Source organism: Thermovenabulum sp. (assembly GCF_049723235.1).
Classification (GTDB): domain Bacteria; phylum Bacillota; class Thermosediminibacteria; order Thermosediminibacterales; family Thermosediminibacteraceae; genus Thermovenabulum.
On the sequence record NZ_JBNARB010000002.1, the window covers coordinates 91806 to 114341 of the forward strand.

Sequence of the window (22536 nt, forward strand, 5' to 3'; positions counted from 1 at the left end):
TCACCCGCTATAGAAAAATTATTTCATCGCCTTTAAAATAATATATTTTTTCGGCTCCCAGTTTTTTTGCTCTTTTTAAGCTATCTTCGGGTTTTTCCGGAAAGCTTTGAAAATAAGTTTTATCGTTAATAAATCGGGTAAAATTGAAGGCTTTTTTAAAACCTTCCTCGTCATAACCGATGTAAACTTTATAGCCTTCCTTGAAACCCCCTGCTTTTTCCAGAATCCTCTCCAAACCCGCTGCAAAACCCACCGCATAAAGGTTTCGGTTAAATTTTAAAAACAGTGAATCATATCTTCCTCCGCTGAGGACGGGATATCCCAGGCCTTCAATGTATCCGGTAAAGATAATACCCGTATAATAATCCATATGCTTGAGCATCCCCAAATCCAAGGATATGTAATCTTCGTAGCCCATGGATATCAGCCTCTCGTAAATAAAATTTAATCGTTCTAAGCTTTTTTTTGAGATTTCATTTCTGGCATATTCCTTTGCTTTTTTCAATACTTCCCCTTTTCCGTAAAGCCTGGTAATTTTTCTGAAATCGTCTATAACCGAATTTTTTATGTTTTTGTCGCTGAGAAAATTTTCAATTCCTATGTAATCCTTTTTATCTATCAGCTTGCACAGAATTTCAGAGGATTCCTCATCAAATCCATAATCGAAGGTAATTCCTTTAAAAAAATTTACCTCTCCGACATCCACGGTAAAACTTTTAAAGCCAAGCTCTAAAAGGGTTTCTACCGCCAGCGCTATTACCTCTATGTCTGCAAACGGATCATCTTTTCCCATAATATTTTCAATCCCTATCTGGTGAAATTCCCTGTAATCCCCGGCATTTTCGGTAATATACCGGAATACCTTCCCAAAATAATAAAATTTTATAAAATCCCGTCCCTCATCATTGATCCTTGCCGCCATCTCCGCTGCCGACAGGGTATACTCCGTCCTCAAGGTCAATACCCTGCCGTCGTAATCCACCACTTTAAAGGAATTGTTTTTATCCTTGTAATAAAGGTCTTCGTAGTCTAAAAAAACCGATGGTTCAACCGGTTCATAACCGAAACTCCCGTAAAGTTTACCAATTTTTTCTCTAACCTTTTCTAAAAAAATACTGCCCGGCGGGCAGTAATCCGTAAATTTTTTACCCATTTATATGCAACCCCGCTATTTTATAAATTTTTACTTCTTTAATACATTAAATAGTTAATTTGATAATATTATAAATTATATGCGGAATTTTGGCAAGTATAAAATATTAAAAATAAAAAAACGCGGAAAATCCGCGTTTACTTCAATGCAGCCTTATACACCATGTAGACGGTTGCCGTAACCTTCACGGGTTCCGGGTTTTGAGGCTGAGGCACATATCCTTCAGCCCTCTGAGCCATGTCATAAGCTTTCATTACCGGGTAATAATAAGGATTGCCGAAATCCACCCTGACCTGTTCGGGTCTTATTAGCTTTGCCCCAAGACCGTCAGCGCTTATCTCTATGGATTCCTTGGCCTGTCTAATCGCCTCGTTTATCGCCTGCTTTTTATACACCGATATGTTTTTTACCCCGTACTGAACGCTGTTCACGTAAACATTCTGAGTGTTGGAAGCCACCGCCAGGATGTCACCGACTTCTTTTACATCATTGGCTATGACTTTTAGCCCGCTTTCCACTACATATTTGATTACGTATTTTACAGGCTTTTCGGGTGCGGGCGGGTAAATCTGCGAATTCGCTTCTCCCTGCATCGGCTGGACAATGGGTTCCTCCTCTTTTATCTGGTAATTGTAAAAATACGTCGTTTTTACTTCCACCTTAAATCTTGAAAGAGCTCTTGTCAATTCCTGAACCCGCAAGGCGTTGTCCCTCTGGACGGTATCCCTGGAAAGGGATTCATTTCTTACCGTAATGTAAATCTCGGCCATATCAGGGGGGACTTCTACCGTGCCGGTAGCGGTGGTTTCAATATTAAAATACTCGGCTGCCGGTTCATCCCCAAGGGCAGAAGATGATATAACAGGTGCCGCAAGGAGGATAATAAGGGCAAAAGACAGGAGTTTTAGAAATTTCAAATTGTTTTTCATATAACCTCTCCTCATTTTTATTTTTTTCTTTACATTAAATAAATACGTAAAATTTTGCCTTGTTTTCGGGGTATTTTTAAATTAATCCTTGCTTTTTTTACCCAGAATTTCCATCCCATAGGAAATAAGGTCCTCAAATACCGACGTGTTTATCGAATAGTAGATGTTCTGACCCCTTCTTTCGTCTACCACCATCCCCGCCTGTTTTAATACATTCAGGTGGTGGGAAATGCTGGGCCATGAAATGTCAAAAAAGGAGGCTATTTCGCCGGCGGTCAAATCCCTTTCTTTGAGCAGGGAAAGAATCTTTCTTCTCACCGGATCGGAAAGTGCTTTAAAAATAATATTAAGATTCGTAACCTCTCCCTCCTTTATTTTCTTACTTTTGACCATAAAGCTTTTTGTAGATTATATAAGAATAGACAAAACCGAAAATAGTCACGGAAAAAATAGAAATCATCCCCGTTATAAATGCCAGCGTTTCGTTCATTAATACGCTTAAAACCCATACGAAACCTGCAATTACCCATAACGGCCCGGATACCCGGTGGGTTTTGTTCCATACTTCTTCGCTGGCTAAGGTCCACGGGGTTTTTATACCGTAAGTATAATTGTGGCGGATCTTACCGAAGTAATTCCCGATGAAAATAAACATAATTCCTATTGCCACCCTTACTATTTTCCCGACTGGTAAAGAATATCCCAATCCAGCAAGAAGAGTGACCAAATAAAGTCCAAACATAAAGAGCACAAACACCACTTTAAAGCCCTGGTAAACTCCGGCAAATTTTTTATAGTTCTCCGACTTAGGGTCTATCCGGGGGACCACCATTAAGAGTAAATATATTCCCAGTGTAAAGGTAGGCATGAAAAGAATGTGAGATAATTTGCCGGTGTAGCCGTCAACCTCCCCCCGTATATTCCAGTGGGAAGGCACTCTCTCGGGGAGGTACGGGTAAAGTAAAAAACCTATTACATATAAAGATAAAATAAGTATCAAAAGAAGGGTATCGGTGTTAAACTTAAGACCCCTTTTTTCCATCGCAGGACAACCTCCTTAGATATTTAGAAAAATTTCTAAATATATTATAACAAAAAACTAACCGAGAATAAATACTTTTTAAAAATTATTAAAAATATAAGAGTGACAATCCTATTGAAATGATTACTAAAAACGGTACTGTAAAAAGATTATTATATATTTTTGCCGCGAAAATAATAAAATAAATACTGCTGGACAAACCCTGCTTTATCTGCGAATTTTTTATGAGCAAAATCAATTATTTCTTTAATATTTTTTTGGCAGCCATTAAAATAAATTTCCTCAACCGCCCTTTTTATCCATACGTCCACCGGAAAGGAATCGTATTTTCTGTATGAAAAAAGCAGGATGCAGCTGGCGACCTTTATCCCGACCCCTGGAATTTTAACTAGCTCCTTTAACGCATCTTTTGAATCAAGTTTTTCTATTCTTTGAAGGTCCACTTCTTTGGACTTCACCATTTTAGCAGCTTTTATTATATATTTTCCGCGAAATCCGCACCGGGTGCAGCTTATTTCTTCCTCCGTCAAACTGCTCAAGGCATCGGGAGTGGGAAAGGCATAGTAAGTTTTACCTTTATAAATGATAGGGCTACCGTAATTTTCACATAGCCTTTCAATTACCCTCTTTATATTTGGTATGCTGTTATTGGCAGAAATTATAAAGGATATCAAAGTTTCCCAGGGGTCCTGGTGAAGAATTCGATTCCCGCTCCCATCGGCTATGGCTTTTTTGAGCTCCGGATATTCCTCTGTCAGTTTTTCCTCCAGGGCATTGTAATCCCGGTTAAGGTCAAAATAATCCATTATAAATCTTATATCTTCTTCCTTTGATGAGCTGCCTTTGCTTACTTCCACCAAAAGCGTATTTTCAGAGTAATCAACCGCCAAAAACCTGTTTTTTACAATTCCTGTAAATCGTCCGTTTTCTTCTTTCCAGCGAAAAGCCTGCCCTCCATCCAGCACGGCTTTTAAATTAAACGGCCTTACATTTTCAAAAACGTAAAGCATATTTCCTCCCCCAAAAAATATAAACCGCCCGGAAAAATTCCGGGCTTTTAATCTAATACCTTTCCCACTTTAATACTTCGGATAACGGCTTTTTGGCTGGGTTTGGATGTTCCTGGGAATAACCGAGGGGCACAAGGGATATAAGCTCGTATTTTTCAGGGACGTTCAAAAGTTTTCTCACTTCCTCGCTGTAAGGCCTCTTATACCCGGCCACCCAGCAGGAATCTAAATCATGGGCTTTAGCTGCAAGTATTATATTTTCGGTGGCTGCAGAGCCATCTTCTACGTGGAAGGGGTTGTCCTTTTCGCAGAAAACCGCCACACAACAGGCGGCATCCTTTATAAATTCCCCCCAGGTGGCAAGCTCGGCTATTTTATTTTTAGTATCCTCCTGGGTTACTACTACAAACACCCAGGGCTGAAAGTTATTGGCAGTAGGGGCCAATCTGCCGCAGTCGATAATTTCTTCCAGCACTTCCTTGGAAATGGGCTTTTTAAGAAATCTCCTGACACTCCTTCTCTCTCTCATTACCGTAATTGCATCCTTCATTAAAACCGCCTCCTTGCTATATGTATTTTGCCCGCCCTTTATATTCTACAAAAGGGGCGGGCAATTTTCAAGTTTTCTTAATTTAAATCTTTTTTATACCCAGCATTACGCTGAATCCATTTACATCCCATTCTCTGAGATAAACATCCGGAGGCATCTGTTCATCGGATAAAGTTAAGGCCAGGGTATCTTCCTTTATGCTTTCTCCAAAGACATTTACCGCTTCAATTACTTCCTTTGAGCTCGAGGTATAATAAACTAAAATTTTATCTTCTACTTCAAATCCCGCTTCTTTTCTCATATTCTGAATCTTGCTGGTAAGCTCCCGGGCTATTCCTTCCAGCAATAATTCTTCCGTGATATGGGTGTCCAGCACCACATAATATCCCGCTTCACCTTCGGTGCAGTATCCGGCTTTATCCTCCGCGCGAATATCCAGTTCTTCCTCTTTAATAGTTATTTCCTGCCCATCTACATTGATCTTAATTTCGCCTTTTTCCCTCGCTTCCCGGATCAAGGCGGAAGCGTTTGCCGCAGAAATCTCCTTTGCTATTTTGGGCATCAGTTTTCCGTATTTTGGACCCAGGAGGTCAAAGCGGGGTTTAAGCATATAGGTGAAGTATTCTTCCGCTACATCTATATACTCGATTTCTTTAATGTTCAGTTCGTCCTTTATTATATCCGTTAAATCCTTTATCAAGTCCTCATCCTGGGCATTCCTGAGCTGTACCATCATCTTTGACAGGGGCTGACGGTTTTTAATCTTTGCTTTGTTTCTCGCCGCTCTTCCCAGTTCCACGATTCTCCTGGCAAGTTCCATTTTATGCTCGAGAACCGGGTCAATTAACTCTTCTTTTACTTCAGGATAGTAGGTCAGGTGGATGCTTTCAGGAGCTTCAGGGTAAACTTCCCTTACAAGGTTTTGGTAGATTTCTTCCGTTATAAAGGGCACAAAGGGCGCTGCCATCTTTATGAAATCCACTAAGGCTTCGTACAAAGTCAGATATGCAGAGATTTTATCCTGATCCATCTCTGACTTCCAGAACCTCTCTCTGTTTCTTCTGACATACCAGTTGCTCATATCGTCCACCAGTTCTTCTAAAGCCCTGGCAGCCGAGGTAATGTCGTATTTTTCCAGTTCTTCCCTGACTTTTTTATTGACGCTGTTTACCTTAGACAATAACCAGCGGTCCATCTCGGGCCTTTCTTTTGGTTCGATTTTGTAAGCCTTTGGATCAAAATTGTCGATATTGGCGTAAAGTACGAAGAAGGAGTAAACATTCCAGAGTGTACCTAAGAATTTCCTCTGGGCTTCGCTAACCGCCTCTTTATAGAACCGGCTTGGTGCCCAGGGCGGACTGGAAACGTACAGGTACCAGCGCATAGCATCCGCACCCTGGTTGTTCAAAATCTCCCAGGGGTCAAGCACATTGCCTTTATGCTTGCTCATCTTCTGGCCGTACTGGTCCAGCACGTGTCCCATAACCAGCACGTTTTTATAGGACGATTGGTCAAAAAGGAGCGTCGAAATTACAAATAAGCTGTAAAACCATCCCCGGGTCTGGTCAATGGCTTCAGCAATAAAATCCGCCGGGAAGTGATTTTCAAATATTTCTTTGTTTTCAAAGGGATAGTGATATTGAGCAAAGGGCATGGAACCGGAATCGAACCAGCAGTCGATTACTTCTGGCACCCTTCTCATATCCTTGCCGCATTCAGGGCAGGAAAGGATTACTTCATCCACATAGGGCTTATGAAGTTCGATGTCTTCAAAAGGAACTTTGCTCATTTGTTTGAGTTCTTGAATGCTTCCCACCGCATGGTGATGACTGCAATCTTCACAGACCCAAATGTTAAGAGGTGTTCCCCAGTACCTTTCACGGCTCAGACACCAGTCGATGACGTTTTCCAAGAAATTCCCGAACCGTCCGTCTCTGATATGTTCCGGATGCCAGCCGATTTTCTTATTTAATTCTAAAAGCCTTTCCTTTATAGCGGTGGTTTTTATAAACCAGCTGCTTCTTGCATAATATAAAAGGGGTGTATCGCACCTCCAGCAGAAGGGGTATGTGTGCTTATACCTTTCAGCTTTGTAAAGCTTTCCGCTTACCTTTAACTCCTTAATAATACCTTTATCCGCATCTTTTACAAATAGCCCTTCCCACAGAGGAACTTCTTTTGTAAATTTTCCCTGAGCATCTACCGGTTGTAATACGGGTAAACCGTACTTTTGTCCCATCCTGTAGTCGTCTTCGCCGAAGGCGGGAGCCATGTGTACTATTCCCGTTCCTTCATCAAGGGTTACAAAATCAGCTAAAACCACATAGAATGCCCTATCTTTTTCTTTTTCAAAGAAAGGAAATACGGGTTCATATTTTTTACCTGCTAATCTCTCTCCGGGGAATTTTTCGACTATTTCATATTCCCCTTCCAAGACGGAGAGCCGTCCCTCTGCTAAGATAAGGTAATCCTCGCCCTGTTTCACCTTTACGTAGGTGTAATCATCCTTTACCGCGAGGGCCACGTTGGAAGGCAGCGTCCACGGCGTTGTTGTCCAGACCAAAAAGTAAGTATTTTCTTCATCCAATACCTTGAATTTTACAAATACCGATGGATCTTCCACCTCTTCGTACCCTTGAGCCACTTCATGGCTTGAAAGGGATGTTCCGCAGCGCGGGCAGTAGGGCACCACCTTATGCCCTTTGTACAAAAGCCCTTTTTCCCAGAATTTCTTTAATGCCCACCATACCGATTCGATATAGGAGTTGTGGTAGGTAACATAAGGGTCATCTAAATCAATCCAGAAACCTACCCTTTCCGTCATCTTCCTCCATTCCTGCTCGTAGGTAAAAACGCTCTCTTTGCATTTTTTGATGAACTCTTCCACACCATACTCTTCTATCTGCGGTTTTCCGCTAATACCCAGCTGTTTTTCCACTTCCAGCTCCACCGGGAGTCCATGGGTATCCCATCCGGCTTTTCTGTCAACCCTGTAACCGAGCATTGTCCTGTACCTGGGAATGAGGTCTTTGATTACCCTTGTCAGGACGTGGCCGGCATGGGGCTTTCCGTTAGCTGTGGGAGGCCCCTCGTAAAAAACGTAATTGGGGGCATTTTTTCTCTGTTCAATGCTCTTTTTGAATATGTCATTTTCCTTCCAGAACTCGAGTATATTTTCTTCTATGGGGACGAAGTTCATGGTGGGTTCGACTTTTTTAAACATCCTCTTTTTTTACCTCCCTTATTTTTTTGAAAAATAAAACCCGCCCTTTTAAGCAACGGAAGGGGCGGGTTATATCCGCGGTACCACCCTAATTTGGGCTCGTTTGAGATAACGGCTTTCTGCCGCTGGCGCCTACTTTTTTCGGGCCAATACTCGGGGGTGATCTTCGAAAAGCTTTTGCCCGCCGGGCTTTCACCAGACCCCGGCTCGCTTTGGAGCATATAAGCTTTCTACTTTCCCCTTCATCGCGTTTTGTGCTATAAAATTTATTAAATAATATACAATAATTTTGTTATTTTGTCAATGAAACCGGCTTGTAAATAAGCGCTTCGTTATCCAAATACAGTTCGCAGTCCTGAGGGGTATTTTCCACACCGGAAAATCCGCTTACTGTTTCGATCCTGAACATTGAAGAACGATACCAGTTCAATTCAGGCTTTACCTGGACGAAGGAGTAATCGTCCCTGATGCTTTCTAAAAGATAATCCCAGTTGACGTAATGGTTGAAATCTTCAATTATATCAGTAATAGCCACATCAAATTTGTTTAATAGCATCCTCTGGAATTCTCTCCACTTTCCAAAAGAGGACTCCGCTTTTGTTATTCCGAAATATCCGGCACATCCTTCGCCTTTTAATCCCGCAAGCCCTCTTTTCATTACAACTTCCAGAGCTTCTATAGTCTCGGGAGGATCGGTAGTAAAAGTATCAAAGGCCTTTACAAATTCCTTTGGAAGACTTTGCCTGAAATCGTATTTGTAGGCTTTTACCGGCAGCTCTAACTGTACCGCTTTTTTGTTGATGTAATTTATAATTCTATCATCAATTTCCAGAACAACAACTTCCTGGGGAAGCTCCGACAAACCGGCGGCAAGGCTAACCAGGTCATCGTCCCCCAGCACCAGAAGTTTTTTGCCCTCTAAATCCCCTCTTTCAGCCATAAGGGCTATACGGCTTATAACCGTCTTTGAAGTAACATAACCCTGGTCGTAGTCTATAATGGCCTCGGGACGATCCTTTGTCTCCTGTTCAAATCTTTTAATCAATTCGGTGAATTCAGAAAGGTCAAGACCCCGCCTTTCGCAGTGAGGACATGCATAATGCCTTTTGGGGTAAATCCTGTACATTTCCACAAATTCTTTTCCTGCCTTAGTAAAATTCAGGACACCATTCCCCTTGTTTTCCAAAAAGCCCTCTTTTATAAGGACACCCACGGTTTCGGCTACCATATTAAAAGGTTTTTGGGAAAGATAAACCACTTCCCAGAAATGCGAGCCCCTTTGAAGGCATGAAAGGATATTCTCCACATCCCTCGCGGTAGTTTTAATACCCGTCCTTCTTTCTACTTCCCGGGCAATACCCGCTATTCCGGTCATGGTCCACCTCCGCACTAATTGATTTTTTAAAGCACATAAAAGGACCCTGTATGTATTTTGCATACAAGGCCCTTACAGAAATAATTATAAAATAAATTTTATTTTCGTCAATAGCCCATTTTATGCCTTTATAAATTTATAACTCAATTTATGTTCAATTATTTTATTATTTTTACGCTAATTATATTTTTATCATGGGCTTTTATTTCCACATAAGATCCTTCTTTTAATTCCGAAAGGCGGACTTCTTTTCCATCTTTATTAACAGAAGTATTTTCGGTCAAATTAAAGGTTAAAGTGTTACTTTCGTTTAAGAGATACCATTCCTTGACCTCCAGTATCGGGCCTCTCATGTATACGGAAGCCCCTTCCTTTACCTCGCCAAAAACCAGAATATTTTTATTAACATTTTCATCCAAACCGGTGGTTTTCCCCGTTAACACATACCGCCCATTTTCGGTGTCAAGTTCATAGTGCAGTCCCTCGATATCGCTCACCTGGACTACGCCCGGGTAAGCCGTGGTTTGTTTCCCGTAGGTATACAAAGATACGGTTTTATCTTTTTCATTCAAATCCACAATTATGCCCTTTACCGTTACCGTCACCTTTTGATTATCATCATTATCACCTAATAAATCATCCAGATTGTTTATTATAACTGCCATTTCAGCCCGGGTAACGGGCTTATTGGGCATAAATAGATTTCCCGGATAACCCTTCATAAGCCCAAGATCGGTTATAACATAGACGTATCCTACCGCATCTTTGGGGATTGCATTTGCATCTTTAAAGGAAAGCCTGTCGTTCATATGGCTCTGGGCTATTGATTCCTTGCCTATTGCCCGAACTACATACCTTGCCACCTCATACCTTTTTGCAGGTTCATTGGGACGGAAATTTTTTAACTCTTCGGATTTTACAAGTCCTTTCTCTACTGCTAAAGCTACATAATAGTAGCCTTCCTTCCATGATAGCTTAACATCCTTTACTTTTTTGGGGAGCTCCGATTTAAAATCAATTTCCTTTTCCCAGCCCATTATCCTTAAAGCCATAATAATTGCCTGCAGATGGGTAACGGGATCCCTCGGTTTAAATAAGCCATTTGGAAAACCTTTTATTACTCCTTTTTCGTACATCCTGTCTATGGCAAATCTGGCCCAGTCAAAACCTTCCCCTACATCCTTAAAGTTTAGTTTTGGCTTTGCAAAAGCCGCAGGGGCTATAAAGGATACCACAAGTAAAACCATTAGAAGACCCGCTATAAATTTTTTCATGCCAACACTCCCTTTCTTCCTTATTTTCTTGCTTACATTTTATAAATACGTAAAAAAGATTAATTAAATTAAGGTGAATTGATTTTGTAACATTTTTGTAACAAAAAAACATCCCCTAATTAAAGGGGATGCCGTTAACACCACAAATTGAGGCCCGTTATCTCATCCTTTTTTCTTTGGAGCTCGGGTCCTATTAATTCTCTTATGTAAAACTCACCCGCAAAAACTTCTGTACCCTCAACTAAGTGCCCCCCAACCACATTTCCTTCTTCATCGGAAAGGGCTATATGGAGATGAAGCATAGGCTGACCGTTTAAAAGTGAAATATTTCCGCTACAGCTTATTATTTCCATCGGCTTATCGAATTCTAAATTGTAATACTTCTTCTCCCCTTGATTGTAGTAAGCGACCTTCGCCTTTTTGCAGGCGCCAATTACTTTTACAGTTCCCGCGGTGATCCCTTTTTCCCGAACAAAATCGGTCAAGGAAAGCAAAAGATCGCTTTCGTAATCAAGTCTTCCGACGAATTCCCGCCCGGCTTTGTACTCGTTCATCAGCACTGCCATCACCTCTATTTAATTTTTTACAAAAATAATTATACCATTTCACTTCCTTTTTATCTATTTTAGACAATATTTGTTATAATAAAAATATAAAAAAGAGGAGGAAGTTAAATGCATCGAGAAGTTCTTGATTGGCTCGAAAGCTCCGATTACGATTACGAAACCGCAAAAGCTATGCTTAAAGCCGGACGATATAATTACTGCATCTTCATGTGCCATCAGGCAGTAGAAAAATTATTAAAAGCGTTGATTATTCATTTGAATAAAGAATTTCCACCAAAATCTACTAATTTAATTACTTTACTAGAAATGGTTGACAACAACCCCGATAAAAATATGGAAACGATAATATTAAAATTAAATCCTCACTATATGGTATCGAGATACCCAGATGCTGCTGGAGGAGTTAATTTCAAGATGTATAATGAACAAATCGCTAAGGAGTTCTTATCCGATACAGAAAGGCTGATACAATGGTTAAAACAAAAGATGAATTAAAATAACTTAATACGCTTTCACCATGCCGCCATCGATGAGGATGATTTGCCCGGTAATGTAGGTATTTGCCGGTGAGCATAAAAATACCGTTAATTTTGCGTATTCTTCAGGCGTTCCGTATCTTCCAAGGGGAATATTTTTTGAAGTCTCCTTTCTTAACTCCTCAACGGTAATACCTGCCTTTTCCGCCCTTATCCTGTCAAGGTATTCCACTCTGGCCGTGCCGATTCTTCCAGGCCCTACTACATTGACCAGAATATTGTATTTCCCCAGCTCCTGAGAAAGGGTCTTGCTTAAGCCCACTACGCCCATCCTGAAGGTATTTGAAAGAATCAAGTTCTCCAAAACCTGCTTAACCGAAGAAGAAGTGAAATTTACAATCCTTCCTTCATTGTTTTTTTTCATATAAGGAAGTACTTCCCTTATAGTCCTGATGTAGCTTAAAAGGCAAAGTTCATAGGCTTTTTGCCAAGTTTCGTCATCAAAATTATCAAAATTCCCTGCCGGTGGACCACCGGTATTGTTTACGAGAGCGTAAACATCCCCGAAGGCCTCAACGGTATTTTTTACCAAGCGCTTTATATCATCGTAATTTGTCATATCTCCCACCGTATACAGCGGTTCTTTCCCTGTCATATCTTTTATTTCTTTTTGCGCTTTTACCAGTTCCTCCTCGGACCTGCTGAAAAGCATTACATTGGCGCCTTCCCTGCAAAATTCCAGAGCTGTAGCTTTCCCAAGGCCCGAACTGGATGCTGTCACTATTACGGTTTTATTTTTCAATCCCAGTTCCATTTTATTCCCTCCAAAATGATATATTTAATTTGACATTGTTTACTTTCTGACTTTCAGATCGACTACATTATTTATAAGAGGCTCAAAGCCATCGATCCAGCATTCGACCACATCTTTGTCATTAATCTGTACCGCTCTTGGCGTACCGGTAGAAATAATGTCCCCCGGAAGAAGTGTCATCACCTTTGAATGGAAGGATACCAGAAAGTCCGGCGGGAACTTCATATTTGAAACCGTATTTTGAGCAAAAATTTTTCCGTTTTTTACCGTTGCCACCCTTAATTTCATTACATCCTCTATTTCATCGGTGGTAACCATCACAGGTCCGAAGCTGAAAAAGGTATCGAAACTTTTTGCCCTGGTTAAATATCTGGGGTTTTTCCTTAAAATATCCTCTGCAGTAACATCGATTATAGTGGTAAACCCTGCGACACAGGAAAGCCAGTCTTCCCTCTCGACATCTTTGCAGACCTTCCCGATTATAACTCCCAGCTCAGCTTCGGCGGTGGTCTTTTCGGACTGGACGGGAATCTTTATAGCATCCATTGGGCCGATAATCGTGGTATCGGGCTTCATGAAACTTGCCGGTTCTTCATCGGGAGCTTTTTCTGCCAGATCCGAAGCGTGTTCCACATAATTTAATCCTATTCCCCAGATTTTCCTGGGCCTTCTGTATAATGGCGCGTATTTTATTTCTTCCTTAGGGATAAACTCAAGTTTTTCTATTTCTTCTTTTCCTCCTTTTTCATACCAATCCTTCATTTCATCCAATTGTCCCTTTTTGATAATTTCAAATAAATCCGAGGACCAATTTTTATTAAGTTTTTCGTTTACTAAACTTACAGAAACCGCACCTTTTGACGTAATAACTGCTGCTACTTCCAGTCCCATCAATTTTATCGTGGCAAGCCTCATAACCATTACCCTCCTTAATATTTAAAATTAATTCCCCTTTGGCCCAGGAAATTAAGCCAAAGAGGAATTTATATATCATTTTAATATATTATTTATCTATCGAAAGCCTTCCTTTTTCCAAGTTGAAACAGTAAAACACCGGCTCCTATAACAATCCCGATTAAATCGGTCAATCCCCCCGGCTTCATCAAAAGTAAACCTGCGATCATCATCAAAACTCTTTCAATATTATTGAGGGGTTTTAAAAGATAACCTTCAAAGGAAGACGCAACAAAAGTAACACCAATAAGAGCTGTAACAAGTGATGTTATAATCGAAACAGCATTGCTGCCGATGCCGAGAAGTACGGGATTATATACGTACATAAAGGGCACTATAAAGCCTGCTATAGCCAGTTTAAAACCTTCGAGCCCGGTCTTATACATATCACCTCCGGATATACCCGCTGCTGCATAGGCTGCCAGTGCTACAGGAGGTGTAATATTCGCCAGCATGGCGTAATAAAATACGAAGAAGTGGGATACGAAAGGTTTAACACCCAGTTTCAAAAGTGCCGGCACCGCCATATTAGCCGTTAAAAGGTAAGCAGGAATTGAAGGCATCCCAACTCCCAGTATAATACATGCTATCATTGTAAATACCAGTGTCAGGAACAAATTGCCTCCCGAAAGGGAAATAATAGCACCTGCAATTTTGGAGCCAAGTCCCGTCAGTGTAGAAATACCAACAACAATACCTACAACAGCACAGGTTACCGCAACGCTTAAAGAACCCTTCGCACCGGACTCTAAAGCCTCTAATATTTTCGACAGATTCATTTTATTCTTCGGCGTCAGCCAGCTGACGGGCACCGTTAGGAGGATGCCGAAAAAGGCTGCAAAGGTAGGAGTATAACCTTTTACGAGAAGGTAAACCAGTACAATCAATGGTATTAAAAGGAAAAACTTTTCTTTAAAAATTTTGCTTAAGCTCGGTACATCCTTTTTGTCCAATCCCCTTAAATCCATTCGAACCGCTCTGAAATAAACCGTTATAAAAACTCCAAAATAGTAAAGCAATGCGGGAATAATAGCCGCGTACATTATATTGACATACTTTACCCCAAGGATTTCCGCCATAATAAAAGCTGCCGCACCCATTACCGGAGGCAGGATTTGCCCACCGGTAGAAGCTGCTGCTTCCACGCCACCGGCAAATTCAGGGGTATATCCTATCTTTTTCATAAGGGGTATAGTAAAAGTTCCCGTTGTAACCACATTTGCCACCGCAGAACCGTTTACGGAACCCATTAAAGCACTGGAAAGTACAGCAACCTGAGCGGGTCCACCCCTTTTATCCCCGGCTATGGCGAGGGCTATCTCGGTGATGAAATCGCCAACCCCGGATTTTAACAGGAAAGAGCCAAATATTACAAAAAGAATTAAATACTGAGCCGATACTCCTATGGGCGTACCGAAAATACCTTCCGTTGTCAGGTACATATATTCAATTATTTCTGGAATCGAAAAACCTTTATGGGAAAAATACCCGCTGAGCAGGTTACCCGTCAATCCGTAAAGTAAAAATATCACGGCAAGCACGGGAAGAACCAGTCCTGTTACCCTTCTTCCCGCTTCCAGCACTAAGATTACCAGCAAAATCCCAACCATAATATCAATGCTGGTAGGCATACCCGCCCGGTTCACTATCTCATGAAAATTTGTCTTTAAATAAAGGTAGGGTATAATGCTCGCAACAATGAAAAGCGCATCTATAAATTTTGTAAAGACATTTTCTTTGGAGCTCATGGGATAGAGGAAGAATATAAGGACAAGCATAAAGCTTACGTGAATTGACCTGTGAATTATTGCTGTAGGGGTTCCGTGCCAGGAAGTATAAAGGTGATACAATGCCATTGCTATTGCTATTATTGATACCAGCTTTTTTAAATTTCCCTTTAAATCCCTGGTCCTTTCCGTTTTATCGTATTTTTTTATGGTTTCCTGTATTTGATTTTCATTAATTACCTGTTTGTCGCTCATAAAAAAATCTCCTCCAGAACAAAATTAGTTGAAAAGTTTCCCTGCCCGAATCCTTATGACTGCATTATCTTTAAAAACATTTACCAGGTTTATCTTTTTGCTGCCGATTTTCAGGTAATGGGGTGAAATCTTCGAAAGCTTTATATCCAAAAATTCAAATTCCTTATCTACTTTATCGTAAACTATAAAACCGTCTTTTATTTCCACCTTCCATCCATCTTCAATGCTCGAGGGAACACCGGGGCCAATGGAAGCCACTTTCATGGTTTTTAACACTAATTTTCCCCTTTTGATCTCGAAAATATCCTCCCAGGGCTGTTTTTCACTGGAGTGCACAAAAATAATCGAAAAAGTATTACTAAAGGAAGGTATTCTTACAGTTTTTTCATTAGATGAAATAACGATAAAATATAGGCTGTTTGAGATAAAGACTATAATTAAAAGTATTAATAAAAATATAAAAACCCATGCTTTTCTTCTCATTTTATGCATTTAGATAGAGAGCAGTTAAATTGCTTTAACTGCTCTCTTTACCTCCTGTTTTTTATTTAATTAAGCCCTTTTCTTTGTAGAATTTCTCCACTCCAGGATGCAAAGGTATTACCATATGTTCAGTAGCCCTTTCCAAGGTTACATCCTTTAAGGCTGAGTGGGATTGTTTTACCGTTTCCCAGTTGTCAAACATTGTTTTTACTAAATTATATGCCATATCCTCGGACATATCTTTGTTTACTACAAGATAGTTCTTCAAAGCTACGGTCTTTACAGGTGCGTCCACACCCTTGTATGTTCCTGCCGGAATCTCCGCTTCAAAGTAGATGGGGTACTCCTGCTTTAATTTTTCAATTATTTCCGGAGCTATCGGTATAATCTTTATATCCTTGGTAGTGGCAAGCTCGGTTATGGCCGCAACGGGAAGTCCGCCCGTAATAAATCCCGCATCGATGTTACCGTTTGACAGCTGCTCGCAGGTCTCCGCATAGCTTAAATAATCTGCTTTTGCCAGGTCATTGTAGGTCATACCGGCGGCCTTTAATATACCGCGGGCGTTGAACTCGGTTCCGCTGCCGGGTGCACCCACACCCACCCTTTTACCTTTTAAATCGTATACGCTGTTAATTTTGCTGTCCTTTCTGGTTATAAGCTGTACGTAGTTGTCGTGCAAGGAAGCAAAGCCCAGAACATTTGCCAGCGGTTCCTTGAACATTTCCTGCCCTTTACTGGCAAGGTATGCCACATCGCTCATGGTAAAAGCAATCTGGGCTTTATTTTCATTTATCATCCTCAGGTTTACCACGGAAGCCGCGGTGGAAGAGTTCGTGACATTAATACCGGAAATTTTCTCATTCCACAAGGAAGCTAAAGCGCTGGCAATAACGTGGTAAGGTCCGCCCGCTCCTCCGGATGCAAAGGTAATTTCCGTTTTTTGAGCTGGAGCGGAATTTGTCGAACTGTTTTGAGTTCCCGAATTCTGCTTTGCTCCACAACCGCTAAGAGAAAATATAATCAGAGAAAATACCATTAAAAGCGGTAAAACTTTTTTAAGGTTCAAAATATACGACCCCCTTTTTTGAATATTTATCCTATCATTTAATATCAAAAAAGGAGGTCGTTCGTAAATAATATTTAAATAAATACCTATTTTTGTTAAATGAACAATACGAAAATTGAAATGAAATTTATATATTCAAAATCGATTTCAATTCATTGGCTTTGGTTTTTGAGACAGGTATTTCTATACCCTCGCAGCCGCTCAATTTTATTAAATAGGTATTATTAAACCAGGGTATTATTTCCCTTATTTTTTTTAGATTTATTATGTAGCTTTTATGCACCCTGAAAAAGCAGGAATTTTTTAACCTTTCCTCAATATTTTTTAGAGAGTATAAGGATTTATAAACACCGCCTGCAGTCTTTATTATGGAATTTCTACCCTCGGCTTCGATGTAAATAATTTCATCGATATCGACAAAAATCAATTTCGAATCCGATTTTACAGGGAGTTTTTTTACCTCATCAAACTTTTTCCCGGGCCCTGCCGCTTCAACTTCAATATTTCTTCTAATTTTTTCTATAGTTTTTTTAAGCCTTTCTTCGCTGAAGGGTTTTAACACGTAATCCAGTGCATTTAGTTCAAAGGCTTTAACCGCATATTCATCGTATGCAGTAGTAAAGACGATTTTTATATCCTCGTCAATAGATAAAAGGCTTTTTGCAATTTCCAGCCCATTTAAATCATTTAATTTTATATCGAGAAAAACAATATCGGGGTCCAGTTTTTTTATGGCATTTAAGGCTTTTTGCCCGGAATTGATAATTCCTATTACCTTAATACTTTTATCCACCTTTTTTAAAAGGTATTTCAGCTCTATTGCAGAATACTCTTCATCTTCAACTATTAACGCCTTCAACCGCATCACCCCTCACCCGTATTATCACCGATGTGCCCCTTTGCTTTTTGCTGTAAATATTAAACTGAATATTGCTCCCGTAGAAATATCTAAACCTTTTGTAAACTGATTCCAGGCCAAAACTGCTTTTCGGGAAATCATGAGAATTTAACTTTTTTAAAAGTTCCTCTTCAATGCCCACACCGTCGTCCTTAACGCAGATCAAAAATCCTTTACGAATCCCCTTTATTATTACCGCCACATGTCCCCCTTCTTCCTTTGGAAGGATTCCGTGCTGTATGGCGTTCTCCACCAGAGGCTGCAGAGTAAGCGGCGGTATTTTGAAATTCACACTCTCATCCTTGGCAAAAGTGATTTTCAATTTGTTTTTAAACCTTTCTTTTTCCAGCGCCACATAGGATTTAACGTGCTCCAGTTCCTCATCGATATCTATGAGAACATCCTTTTTATTCAGATTCTTCCTGTAGAAATTCGACAGGTGATTAATAAGTTTTCGCGCCTTAAAAGGCTTTAACCGGCACAGAACGGAAATGGTATTCAGACAATTAAATAAAAAATGCGGGTTTATTTGATTTTGCAGCACCTTTATTTGAGTCAAAGCGAGAATCTTATTTTGTTCTTCAATCATGCTCAGCTCAAGCTGGGTTGAAAATAACTGCGCAAGCCCCAATCCCAGTTCCACATCCGTTTCGCTTATTGAGTTTTCCGCACACCTGTATAATTTCAAAGTCCCGATTATGTTGTCCTTTATTTTTAAAGGAAGAACAATCGCCGACTGAAGTTTGCATTCGGGAAATTTACAGTCTATTTCCCCCTTACTTTTGCTTACCACATAGGTGCCTTCCTGAATTACCTTTTTTGTAAGGTTTGTCAACAACGGCCCCCCGGAAGCATGATGGTCCGACCCCACTCCGAGATGGCAAAGTACTTCCTTTTCATCGGTGATGGCTATTGCGTCAAAATCCGTCATATTAAAAATAATCTCTCCTGCTTTTTTTGCCGTATCCCTGTTTAATCCCTTTCTTAAAATAGGCAGGGTACGGTTTGCAATATTAAGACAGAGTTTTGCCTGATAGGCCTGTAACTTTTCCTTTTCTGTAAAAATGGAATCGATAATCGCTATGAAAATGGCAAGACCTACGGCATTCACAACGGTCATGGGAATCCAGATGACTTTAACCACCGCCAAGGCTTTGGCAAAGGGCCTGGAAAAGATGAGCACCATTATTTTCCTCAGGGATTCGCAAATTACCCCGAGGACAATTCCGTAAACCCATTTATTGCGTTTATCCTTGGCAATGTAATAGGAATAACCGGAAATCACCCCTTCAATAATAGTGGAAATGCTGCAGGCTTTCAAGGTAAAATCCGCATTCCCTATGGATAGCCTGTGAATAACCGAAATTACTGCGGCTCCTATTCCCACCACCGGCCCGCCGTACAGCCCTCCCGACGCCACCCCAATAATTCGGGTATTTACCAAGGAGCCTTCGTAATTTATGCTGAAATAATTCCCCATCATGCCGATAATCCCGAATATTGTAATAAGTAATAGGTTTCCTTTAAAAGATTTTTCGTTCTGGGTAATAAGCTTGGTAAAGGTTTTCGATTTGGATAAAAGGTAAATTATTATAATAAAAAGGCCCAGTTTGTTCAGTAAATTGTATATTAAACTGAATATTATCATTTATTACCACCTTTTTCTTTTTTTCAAAAAAATAACCCTCTATAATAGCTTAATTTCTACCATAGAGGGTGTTATTAATTTTTTCACTTTAAATAACCGCTTAAAACCAGGAAAAGCATCACAATTCCAAATATAATTCTGTAATAAGCAAAGGGCTTAAGGGAGCGGTTAGAAACATAAGAAAGGAATTTATCGATAGCAATCAGGGCAACGACAAAGGATACTAAAAATCCTGCCCCCAGCGCCTGCCACTCCAGGACCCCCATAGTACCTATCCCCTTTAGAAGGGAAAAAAGGGATGCCGCAATCATCGTGGGTATTGCCAGGAAAAAGGAAAACTCCGCCGCACCCTTTAAAGAAAGGCCGGCAGCAAGGCCACCCATTATCGTAGAAGCCGACCGGGACATTCCGGGAAAAAGGGCAAGGCATTGAGCTATCCCTATTAAAAGCGACTGCCCGAAACCGGCTTTTTCTATCTCGTTTAACCCGTACCTGCCAAAGGCATTCTCCACAAGAATCATGAGAACTCCACCGATTACCAGAGCAATTGCTACTGTAAAGGAAGAAAAAAGATAGGTTTCAATATAATCGTTTAAGAGCACCCCCAGCAATGCAGAAGGAATGAAGGCTATAAAAATATTAGACCACAGGCGAAAACCGCTCTTTCCCGGGGCTAAGTTTAAAAGGGATTTAAAAATTTTTTCCCGGTAATAGAAAATTACTGCTAAAATAGCCCCTAACTGGATAACTATTTCAAAGGTGATGTGGAAACTCGCCCCTTTAAAATTCAAAAAATCTCCTGCGATTATAAGATGACCTGTGGAAGATACGGGTAGAAACTCCGTCAGTCCTTCCACAATACCCATTATTATTGCCTTAATTATCAGCGACATATTCTTACCTCTTTTCCGTATTTTTTAAGATATTTATTACTTCCTCGTCTTCCACCTGGGAAAAATCTTCGTAAAACTGACCAACGGCATAAAAAGGCTCTTTCGAATAAATAAAATAAAGCTCATCGCAAATCCTTCTAAAATCCTCCACCGAATCCGGAGCGATAACCGGAACCGCAACAACTATCCTTTCTGCATTCAGTTTTTTCAAAAATTCTACGGCTGCCCTTACCGTAAAACCGGTGGCGATACCGTCATCGACAATTATCGCTTTTTTTCCTTCCAAGGAATCGTAAGAGTCCTTCCCGCGAAATTTAAGCAAGTTTTCCTTTATCTTTTCCAATTTAAGTTTTGCTTCCCTTTCCAGATAAGACCTCTTAATACCGTACCTCCTTACCGCTTCTTCGTAAACAAAAAGTGTCCCATCGGGAGCCACAGCACCTACCGCAAATTCCTCATTAAAAGGAGCCCCAACTTTCTTGGTAACAACCACATCCAGGGCAAGAGAAAGCTCCTCTGCCAGTACGCCACCTACTACCACCCCGCCCCGGGGAATAGCAAAAATAACAGCCTTTTCATCCTTTTTATAATGGGAAAGCAGTTTTGCCAGTCTTTTCCCCGCGTCAATTCTGTCCTTCAGCACCTATATTCCCTTCTTTCTTGATGAAATGCAAAATCTTTTATAAAATAATTTTTATACATAATTTCACCACAAATTGTATCCAAAAGAAGGAGGAATATTATAATATGGAAAAGACCTTCGTAATGTTAAAACCCGATGCGGTAAAGCGAGGCCTTGTGGGAAGCATAATAAAAAGGTATGAACAAAAAGGCTTAAAAATCCTCGCCTTGAAAATGCTTCAGGTGACCGAAGACCTGGCTGAAAAACACTATGAAGAGCACCGGGATAAACCCTTTTACCGGGAGCTCGTAAGCTTTATTACTTCGGGCCCAGTAGTAGCGATGATCCTGGAAGGGCCCGATGCTGTAAAGCTGGTCCGGCTTTTAAACGGCGCAACCAGAGTCGAAGATGCCCTACCGGGTACGATTAGGGGTGATTATGCCCTTACCACCCAGGAAAACTTAGTCCATGCATCGGACAGCAGCGAAAGTGCCCGGAGGGAAATTGCGCTGTGGTTTCCGGAATTTGCTTTTTAGTATCTATTTCACCCTTTTAAGTTTTGGGTTATCGATTAATCCCGGGATCCTTCCTCTTTTTGCAACGGGCACTCCGTCCACCATCTTAATATCCATGGTCATGTCAATTGGTGAGGCACCGGAGATATAGCTTCCCACTCCGAAGGCGTCGGCTCCTGCTTCCGAAAGTTCTCTTATCTTATCGGGAGTAAGTCCTCCGGAAACGAAAATCTTTACATTATTGTATCCCTTCTGGTTTAACCTCTGTCTCACCTCATTTACCAGCTCTTTTGTTACGCCTCCCCTTTCGCTGGGGGTATCCAACCTAATCCCTTCCAGCGCACCTTTGAGAGCCTCGGCGACGTTTAAAGCCTCTTCGGCCTCATCCTTAAAGGTATCCACCAGGATTATCCTCGGTGAATCGGGAGGCATAATCTCATCATAGGCTTTTGCTACGGTCACCGTATCCCCTGCAATAAGAATTGCAGCATGAGGAATGGTTCCGGATGGCTGTCTTTTGAGTATCTTCGCAGCAAGAATGCAGCTGGCATTGCTGGCGCCTCCCACAATCGCAGCCCTCTCCATAACCGGAGCCACCGCGGGATGAACATGCCGTGCACCGAAACAGATAAACATCTTATCCTTAGCCGCTTCCCTGCACTCCCTTGCTGCCGTGGCCCAGCCGCTGGACTGGGCGAGGATCCCGAGAAGCGCCGTTTCATATATGCCGAATTCCTCATAAGGCCCTACTATCCTCAATATTGTCTCCTTTGGATTAAAGGTTTCCCCTTCCGGAATAGCGTAAATCTCGATGTTTTTCTCTTTTAAAAGGTTTAATACCTCCTCGAGTCCGCATAAAATACCGCTTTTTCTCGCAAAAACCTCGGCAACCACCCTTTTACCTGCTACTCCTAAGTGCCGCAATATCTCCATCGTCTTAATAAAATATATATCGGTGGTAGCACCGCATTTTATTTCTTCATGGGTTGCTGAATAAAAGAGCCTTTCTTTTTCTACTTCAAAGTCCTTTACATCCTTCAAAGATTTAATTTCTTTCATA

22 protein-coding genes and 1 other annotated feature are annotated in these 22536 nt (G+C 40.9%); of the genes, 2 read left to right on the forward strand and 20 right to left on the reverse strand.

Features of this window, described 5'->3' with window-relative positions; genetic code table 11:
• Positions 1-7 precede the first annotated feature (7 nt).
• The 10 genes from ACPLOV_RS01560 to ACPLOV_RS01605 all read right to left on the reverse strand — a co-directional run bounded on the left by ACPLOV_RS01560 (position 8) and on the right by ACPLOV_RS01605 (position 11110).
• Positions 8-1153, reverse strand: a complete 1146-nt coding sequence (locus ACPLOV_RS01560; RefSeq protein ID WP_424910418.1) for an ATP phosphoribosyltransferase regulatory subunit — start codon at positions 1151-1153, stop codon at positions 8-10.
• 137 nt (positions 1154-1290) lie between these two features.
• The gene (locus tag ACPLOV_RS01565; protein ID WP_424909912.1) at positions 1291-2082 is read right to left on the reverse strand and encodes an SIMPL domain-containing protein; all 792 of its coding nucleotides are present in this window, start codon (positions 2080-2082) and stop codon (positions 1291-1293) included.
• A gap of 81 nt (positions 2083-2163) precedes the next feature.
• The gene (locus ACPLOV_RS01570) at positions 2164-2475 is read right to left on the reverse strand and encodes an autorepressor SdpR family transcription factor (RefSeq protein ID WP_424910419.1); all 312 of its coding nucleotides are present in this window, start codon (positions 2473-2475) and stop codon (positions 2164-2166) included.
• A complete protein-coding gene (locus ACPLOV_RS01575) occupies positions 2462-3124 on the reverse strand; it encodes an SdpI family protein (RefSeq protein ID WP_424909914.1) in 663 nt (220 codons plus the stop codon). The genes ACPLOV_RS01570 and ACPLOV_RS01575 overlap by 14 nt, the downstream gene beginning before the upstream one ends.
• Positions 3125-3276: 152 nt before the next feature.
• Positions 3277-4134: a DNA-3-methyladenine glycosylase family protein gene (locus ACPLOV_RS01580; protein WP_424910420.1), complete on the reverse strand. Its 858-nt coding sequence runs from the start codon at positions 4132-4134 to the stop codon at positions 3277-3279.
• Between the two features lie 52 nt (positions 4135-4186).
• Positions 4187-4684 carry a nitroreductase family protein gene (locus tag ACPLOV_RS01585; protein WP_424910421.1) on the reverse strand — a complete coding sequence of 166 codons (498 nt, stop codon included), beginning with the start codon at positions 4682-4684 and terminating at the stop codon, positions 4187-4189.
• An 82-nt stretch (positions 4685-4766) separates the two neighbouring features.
• The gene (gene ileS / locus ACPLOV_RS01590) at positions 4767-7907 is read right to left on the reverse strand and encodes an isoleucine--tRNA ligase (protein WP_424910422.1); all 3141 of its coding nucleotides are present in this window, start codon (positions 7905-7907) and stop codon (positions 4767-4769) included.
• A gap of 57 nt (positions 7908-7964) precedes the next feature.
• Positions 7965-8162 (reverse strand) — a binding site (T-box leader).
• Between the two features lie 37 nt (positions 8163-8199).
• Complete coding sequence (locus ACPLOV_RS01595) at positions 8200-9282, reverse strand: bis-aminopropyl spermidine synthase family protein (RefSeq protein WP_424910423.1); 1083 nt, start codon at positions 9280-9282, stop codon at positions 8200-8202.
• A 158-nt stretch (positions 9283-9440) separates the two neighbouring features.
• The gene (locus ACPLOV_RS01600; RefSeq protein WP_424910424.1) at positions 9441-10556 is read right to left on the reverse strand and encodes an S-layer homology domain-containing protein; all 1116 of its coding nucleotides are present in this window, start codon (positions 10554-10556) and stop codon (positions 9441-9443) included.
• Between the two features lie 134 nt (positions 10557-10690).
• On the reverse strand, positions 10691-11110 hold the full coding sequence (locus ACPLOV_RS01605) for a PPC domain-containing DNA-binding protein (RefSeq protein WP_424908957.1): 420 nt from the start codon (positions 11108-11110) through the stop codon (positions 10691-10693).
• A 120-nt stretch (positions 11111-11230) separates the two neighbouring features.
• Between ACPLOV_RS01605 and ACPLOV_RS01610 the strand changes: the two genes are divergently transcribed.
• Entirely contained in the window at positions 11231-11617 is a 387-nt protein-coding gene (locus ACPLOV_RS01610) for a HEPN domain-containing protein (RefSeq protein ID WP_424910425.1), read from the forward strand.
• A 6-nt stretch (positions 11618-11623) separates the two neighbouring features.
• Here the strand turns inward: ACPLOV_RS01610 and ACPLOV_RS01615 are convergent, their stop codons facing one another.
• The 9 genes from ACPLOV_RS01615 to ACPLOV_RS01655 all read right to left on the reverse strand — a co-directional run bounded on the left by ACPLOV_RS01615 (position 11624) and on the right by ACPLOV_RS01655 (position 20982).
• Complete coding sequence (locus ACPLOV_RS01615; RefSeq protein WP_424908955.1) at positions 11624-12412, reverse strand: SDR family oxidoreductase; 789 nt, start codon at positions 12410-12412, stop codon at positions 11624-11626.
• A gap of 39 nt (positions 12413-12451) precedes the next feature.
• Positions 12452-13327: a fumarylacetoacetate hydrolase family protein gene (locus ACPLOV_RS01620; RefSeq protein ID WP_424910426.1), complete on the reverse strand. Its 876-nt coding sequence runs from the start codon at positions 13325-13327 to the stop codon at positions 12452-12454.
• Positions 13328-13419: 92 nt separating this feature from the next.
• Entirely contained in the window at positions 13420-15348 is a 1929-nt protein-coding gene (locus ACPLOV_RS01625; protein ID WP_424910428.1) for a TRAP transporter permease, read from the reverse strand.
• A gap of 24 nt (positions 15349-15372) precedes the next feature.
• On the reverse strand, positions 15373-15840 hold the full coding sequence (locus ACPLOV_RS01630; RefSeq protein ID WP_424910429.1) for a DUF1850 domain-containing protein: 468 nt from the start codon (positions 15838-15840) through the stop codon (positions 15373-15375).
• 52 nt (positions 15841-15892) lie between these two features.
• Positions 15893-16900 (reverse strand): TAXI family TRAP transporter solute-binding subunit, encoded by a 1008-nt coding sequence (locus ACPLOV_RS01635; RefSeq protein WP_424908951.1) that lies wholly within the window; start codon positions 16898-16900, stop codon positions 15893-15895.
• Positions 16901-17027: 127 nt separating this feature from the next.
• A complete protein-coding gene (locus ACPLOV_RS01640; protein ID WP_424908950.1) occupies positions 17028-17759 on the reverse strand; it encodes a LytR/AlgR family response regulator transcription factor in 732 nt (243 codons plus the stop codon).
• Positions 17740-19446 (reverse strand): LytS/YhcK type 5TM receptor domain-containing protein, encoded by a 1707-nt coding sequence (locus ACPLOV_RS01645; RefSeq protein WP_424910430.1) that lies wholly within the window; start codon positions 19444-19446, stop codon positions 17740-17742. Before ACPLOV_RS01645 ends, ACPLOV_RS01640 begins: the two co-directional genes overlap by 20 nt.
• An 83-nt stretch (positions 19447-19529) precedes the next feature.
• Positions 19530-20339: an undecaprenyl-diphosphate phosphatase gene (locus tag ACPLOV_RS01650; protein WP_424908948.1), complete on the reverse strand. Its 810-nt coding sequence runs from the start codon at positions 20337-20339 to the stop codon at positions 19530-19532.
• Between the two features lie 4 nt (positions 20340-20343).
• Positions 20344-20982, reverse strand: coding sequence for a phosphoribosyltransferase (locus ACPLOV_RS01655; RefSeq protein ID WP_424908947.1), 639 nt, complete (start codon positions 20980-20982; stop codon positions 20344-20346).
• A 104-nt stretch (positions 20983-21086) separates the two neighbouring features.
• Here ACPLOV_RS01655 and ndk point away from each other — a divergent pair, with 104 nt between their 5' ends.
• The gene (gene ndk, locus ACPLOV_RS01660; protein ID WP_424910431.1) at positions 21087-21497 is read left to right on the forward strand and encodes a nucleoside-diphosphate kinase; all 411 of its coding nucleotides are present in this window, start codon (positions 21087-21089) and stop codon (positions 21495-21497) included.
• Between the two features lie 3 nt (positions 21498-21500).
• On the opposite strand, the gene ACPLOV_RS01665 is transcribed toward ndk, so the two are convergent.
• A complete protein-coding gene (locus ACPLOV_RS01665; RefSeq protein WP_424910432.1) occupies positions 21501-22535 on the reverse strand; it encodes a nicotinate phosphoribosyltransferase in 1035 nt (344 codons plus the stop codon).
• Between the last annotated feature and the right edge of the window lies 1 nt (position 22536).

Bases quoted from the DNA above. Each gene is read 5' to 3' on its own strand.
- ACPLOV_RS01560 (WP_424910418.1), bottom strand. From the start codon at position 1,153: ATGGGTAAAAAATTTACGGATTACTGCCCGCCGGGCAGTATTTTTTTA.
- ACPLOV_RS01565 (WP_424909912.1), bottom strand. From the start codon at position 2,082: ATGAAAAACAATTTGAAATTTCTAAAACTCCTGTCTTTTGCCCTTATT.
- ACPLOV_RS01570 (WP_424910419.1), bottom strand. From the start codon at position 2,475: ATGGTCAAAAGTAAGAAAATAAAGGAGGGAGAGGTTACGAATCTTAAT.
- ACPLOV_RS01575 (WP_424909914.1), bottom strand. From the start codon at position 3,124: ATGGAAAAAAGGGGTCTTAAGTTTAACACCGATACCCTTCTTTTGATA.
- ACPLOV_RS01580 (WP_424910420.1), bottom strand. From the start codon at position 4,134: ATGCTTTACGTTTTTGAAAATGTAAGGCCGTTTAATTTAAAAGCCGTG.
- ACPLOV_RS01585 (WP_424910421.1), bottom strand. From the start codon at position 4,684: ATGAAGGATGCAATTACGGTAATGAGAGAGAGAAGGAGTGTCAGGAGA.
- ileS (WP_424910422.1), bottom strand. From the start codon at position 7,907: ATGTTTAAAAAAGTCGAACCCACCATGAACTTCGTCCCCATAGAAGAA.
- ACPLOV_RS01595 (WP_424910423.1), bottom strand. From the start codon at position 9,282: ATGACCGGAATAGCGGGTATTGCCCGGGAAGTAGAAAGAAGGACGGGT.
- ACPLOV_RS01600 (WP_424910424.1), bottom strand. From the start codon at position 10,556: ATGAAAAAATTTATAGCGGGTCTTCTAATGGTTTTACTTGTGGTATCC.
- ACPLOV_RS01605 (WP_424908957.1), bottom strand. From the start codon at position 11,110: ATGAACGAGTACAAAGCCGGGCGGGAATTCGTCGGAAGACTTGATTAC.
- ACPLOV_RS01610 (WP_424910425.1), top strand. From the start codon at position 11,231: ATGCATCGAGAAGTTCTTGATTGGCTCGAAAGCTCCGATTACGATTAC.
- ACPLOV_RS01615 (WP_424908955.1), bottom strand. From the start codon at position 12,412: ATGGAACTGGGATTGAAAAATAAAACCGTAATAGTGACAGCATCCAGT.
- ACPLOV_RS01620 (WP_424910426.1), bottom strand. From the start codon at position 13,327: ATGAGGCTTGCCACGATAAAATTGATGGGACTGGAAGTAGCAGCAGTT.
- ACPLOV_RS01625 (WP_424910428.1), bottom strand. From the start codon at position 15,348: ATGAGCGACAAACAGGTAATTAATGAAAATCAAATACAGGAAACCATA.
- ACPLOV_RS01630 (WP_424910429.1), bottom strand. From the start codon at position 15,840: ATGCATAAAATGAGAAGAAAAGCATGGGTTTTTATATTTTTATTAATA.
- ACPLOV_RS01645 (WP_424910430.1), bottom strand. From the start codon at position 19,446: ATGATAATATTCAGTTTAATATACAATTTACTGAACAAACTGGGCCTT.
- ACPLOV_RS01650 (WP_424908948.1), bottom strand. From the start codon at position 20,339: ATGTCGCTGATAATTAAGGCAATAATAATGGGTATTGTGGAAGGACTG.
- ndk (WP_424910431.1), top strand. From the start codon at position 21,087: ATGGAAAAGACCTTCGTAATGTTAAAACCCGATGCGGTAAAGCGAGGC.
- ACPLOV_RS01665 (WP_424910432.1), bottom strand. From the start codon at position 22,535: ATGAAAGAAATTAAATCTTTGAAGGATGTAAAGGACTTTGAAGTAGAA.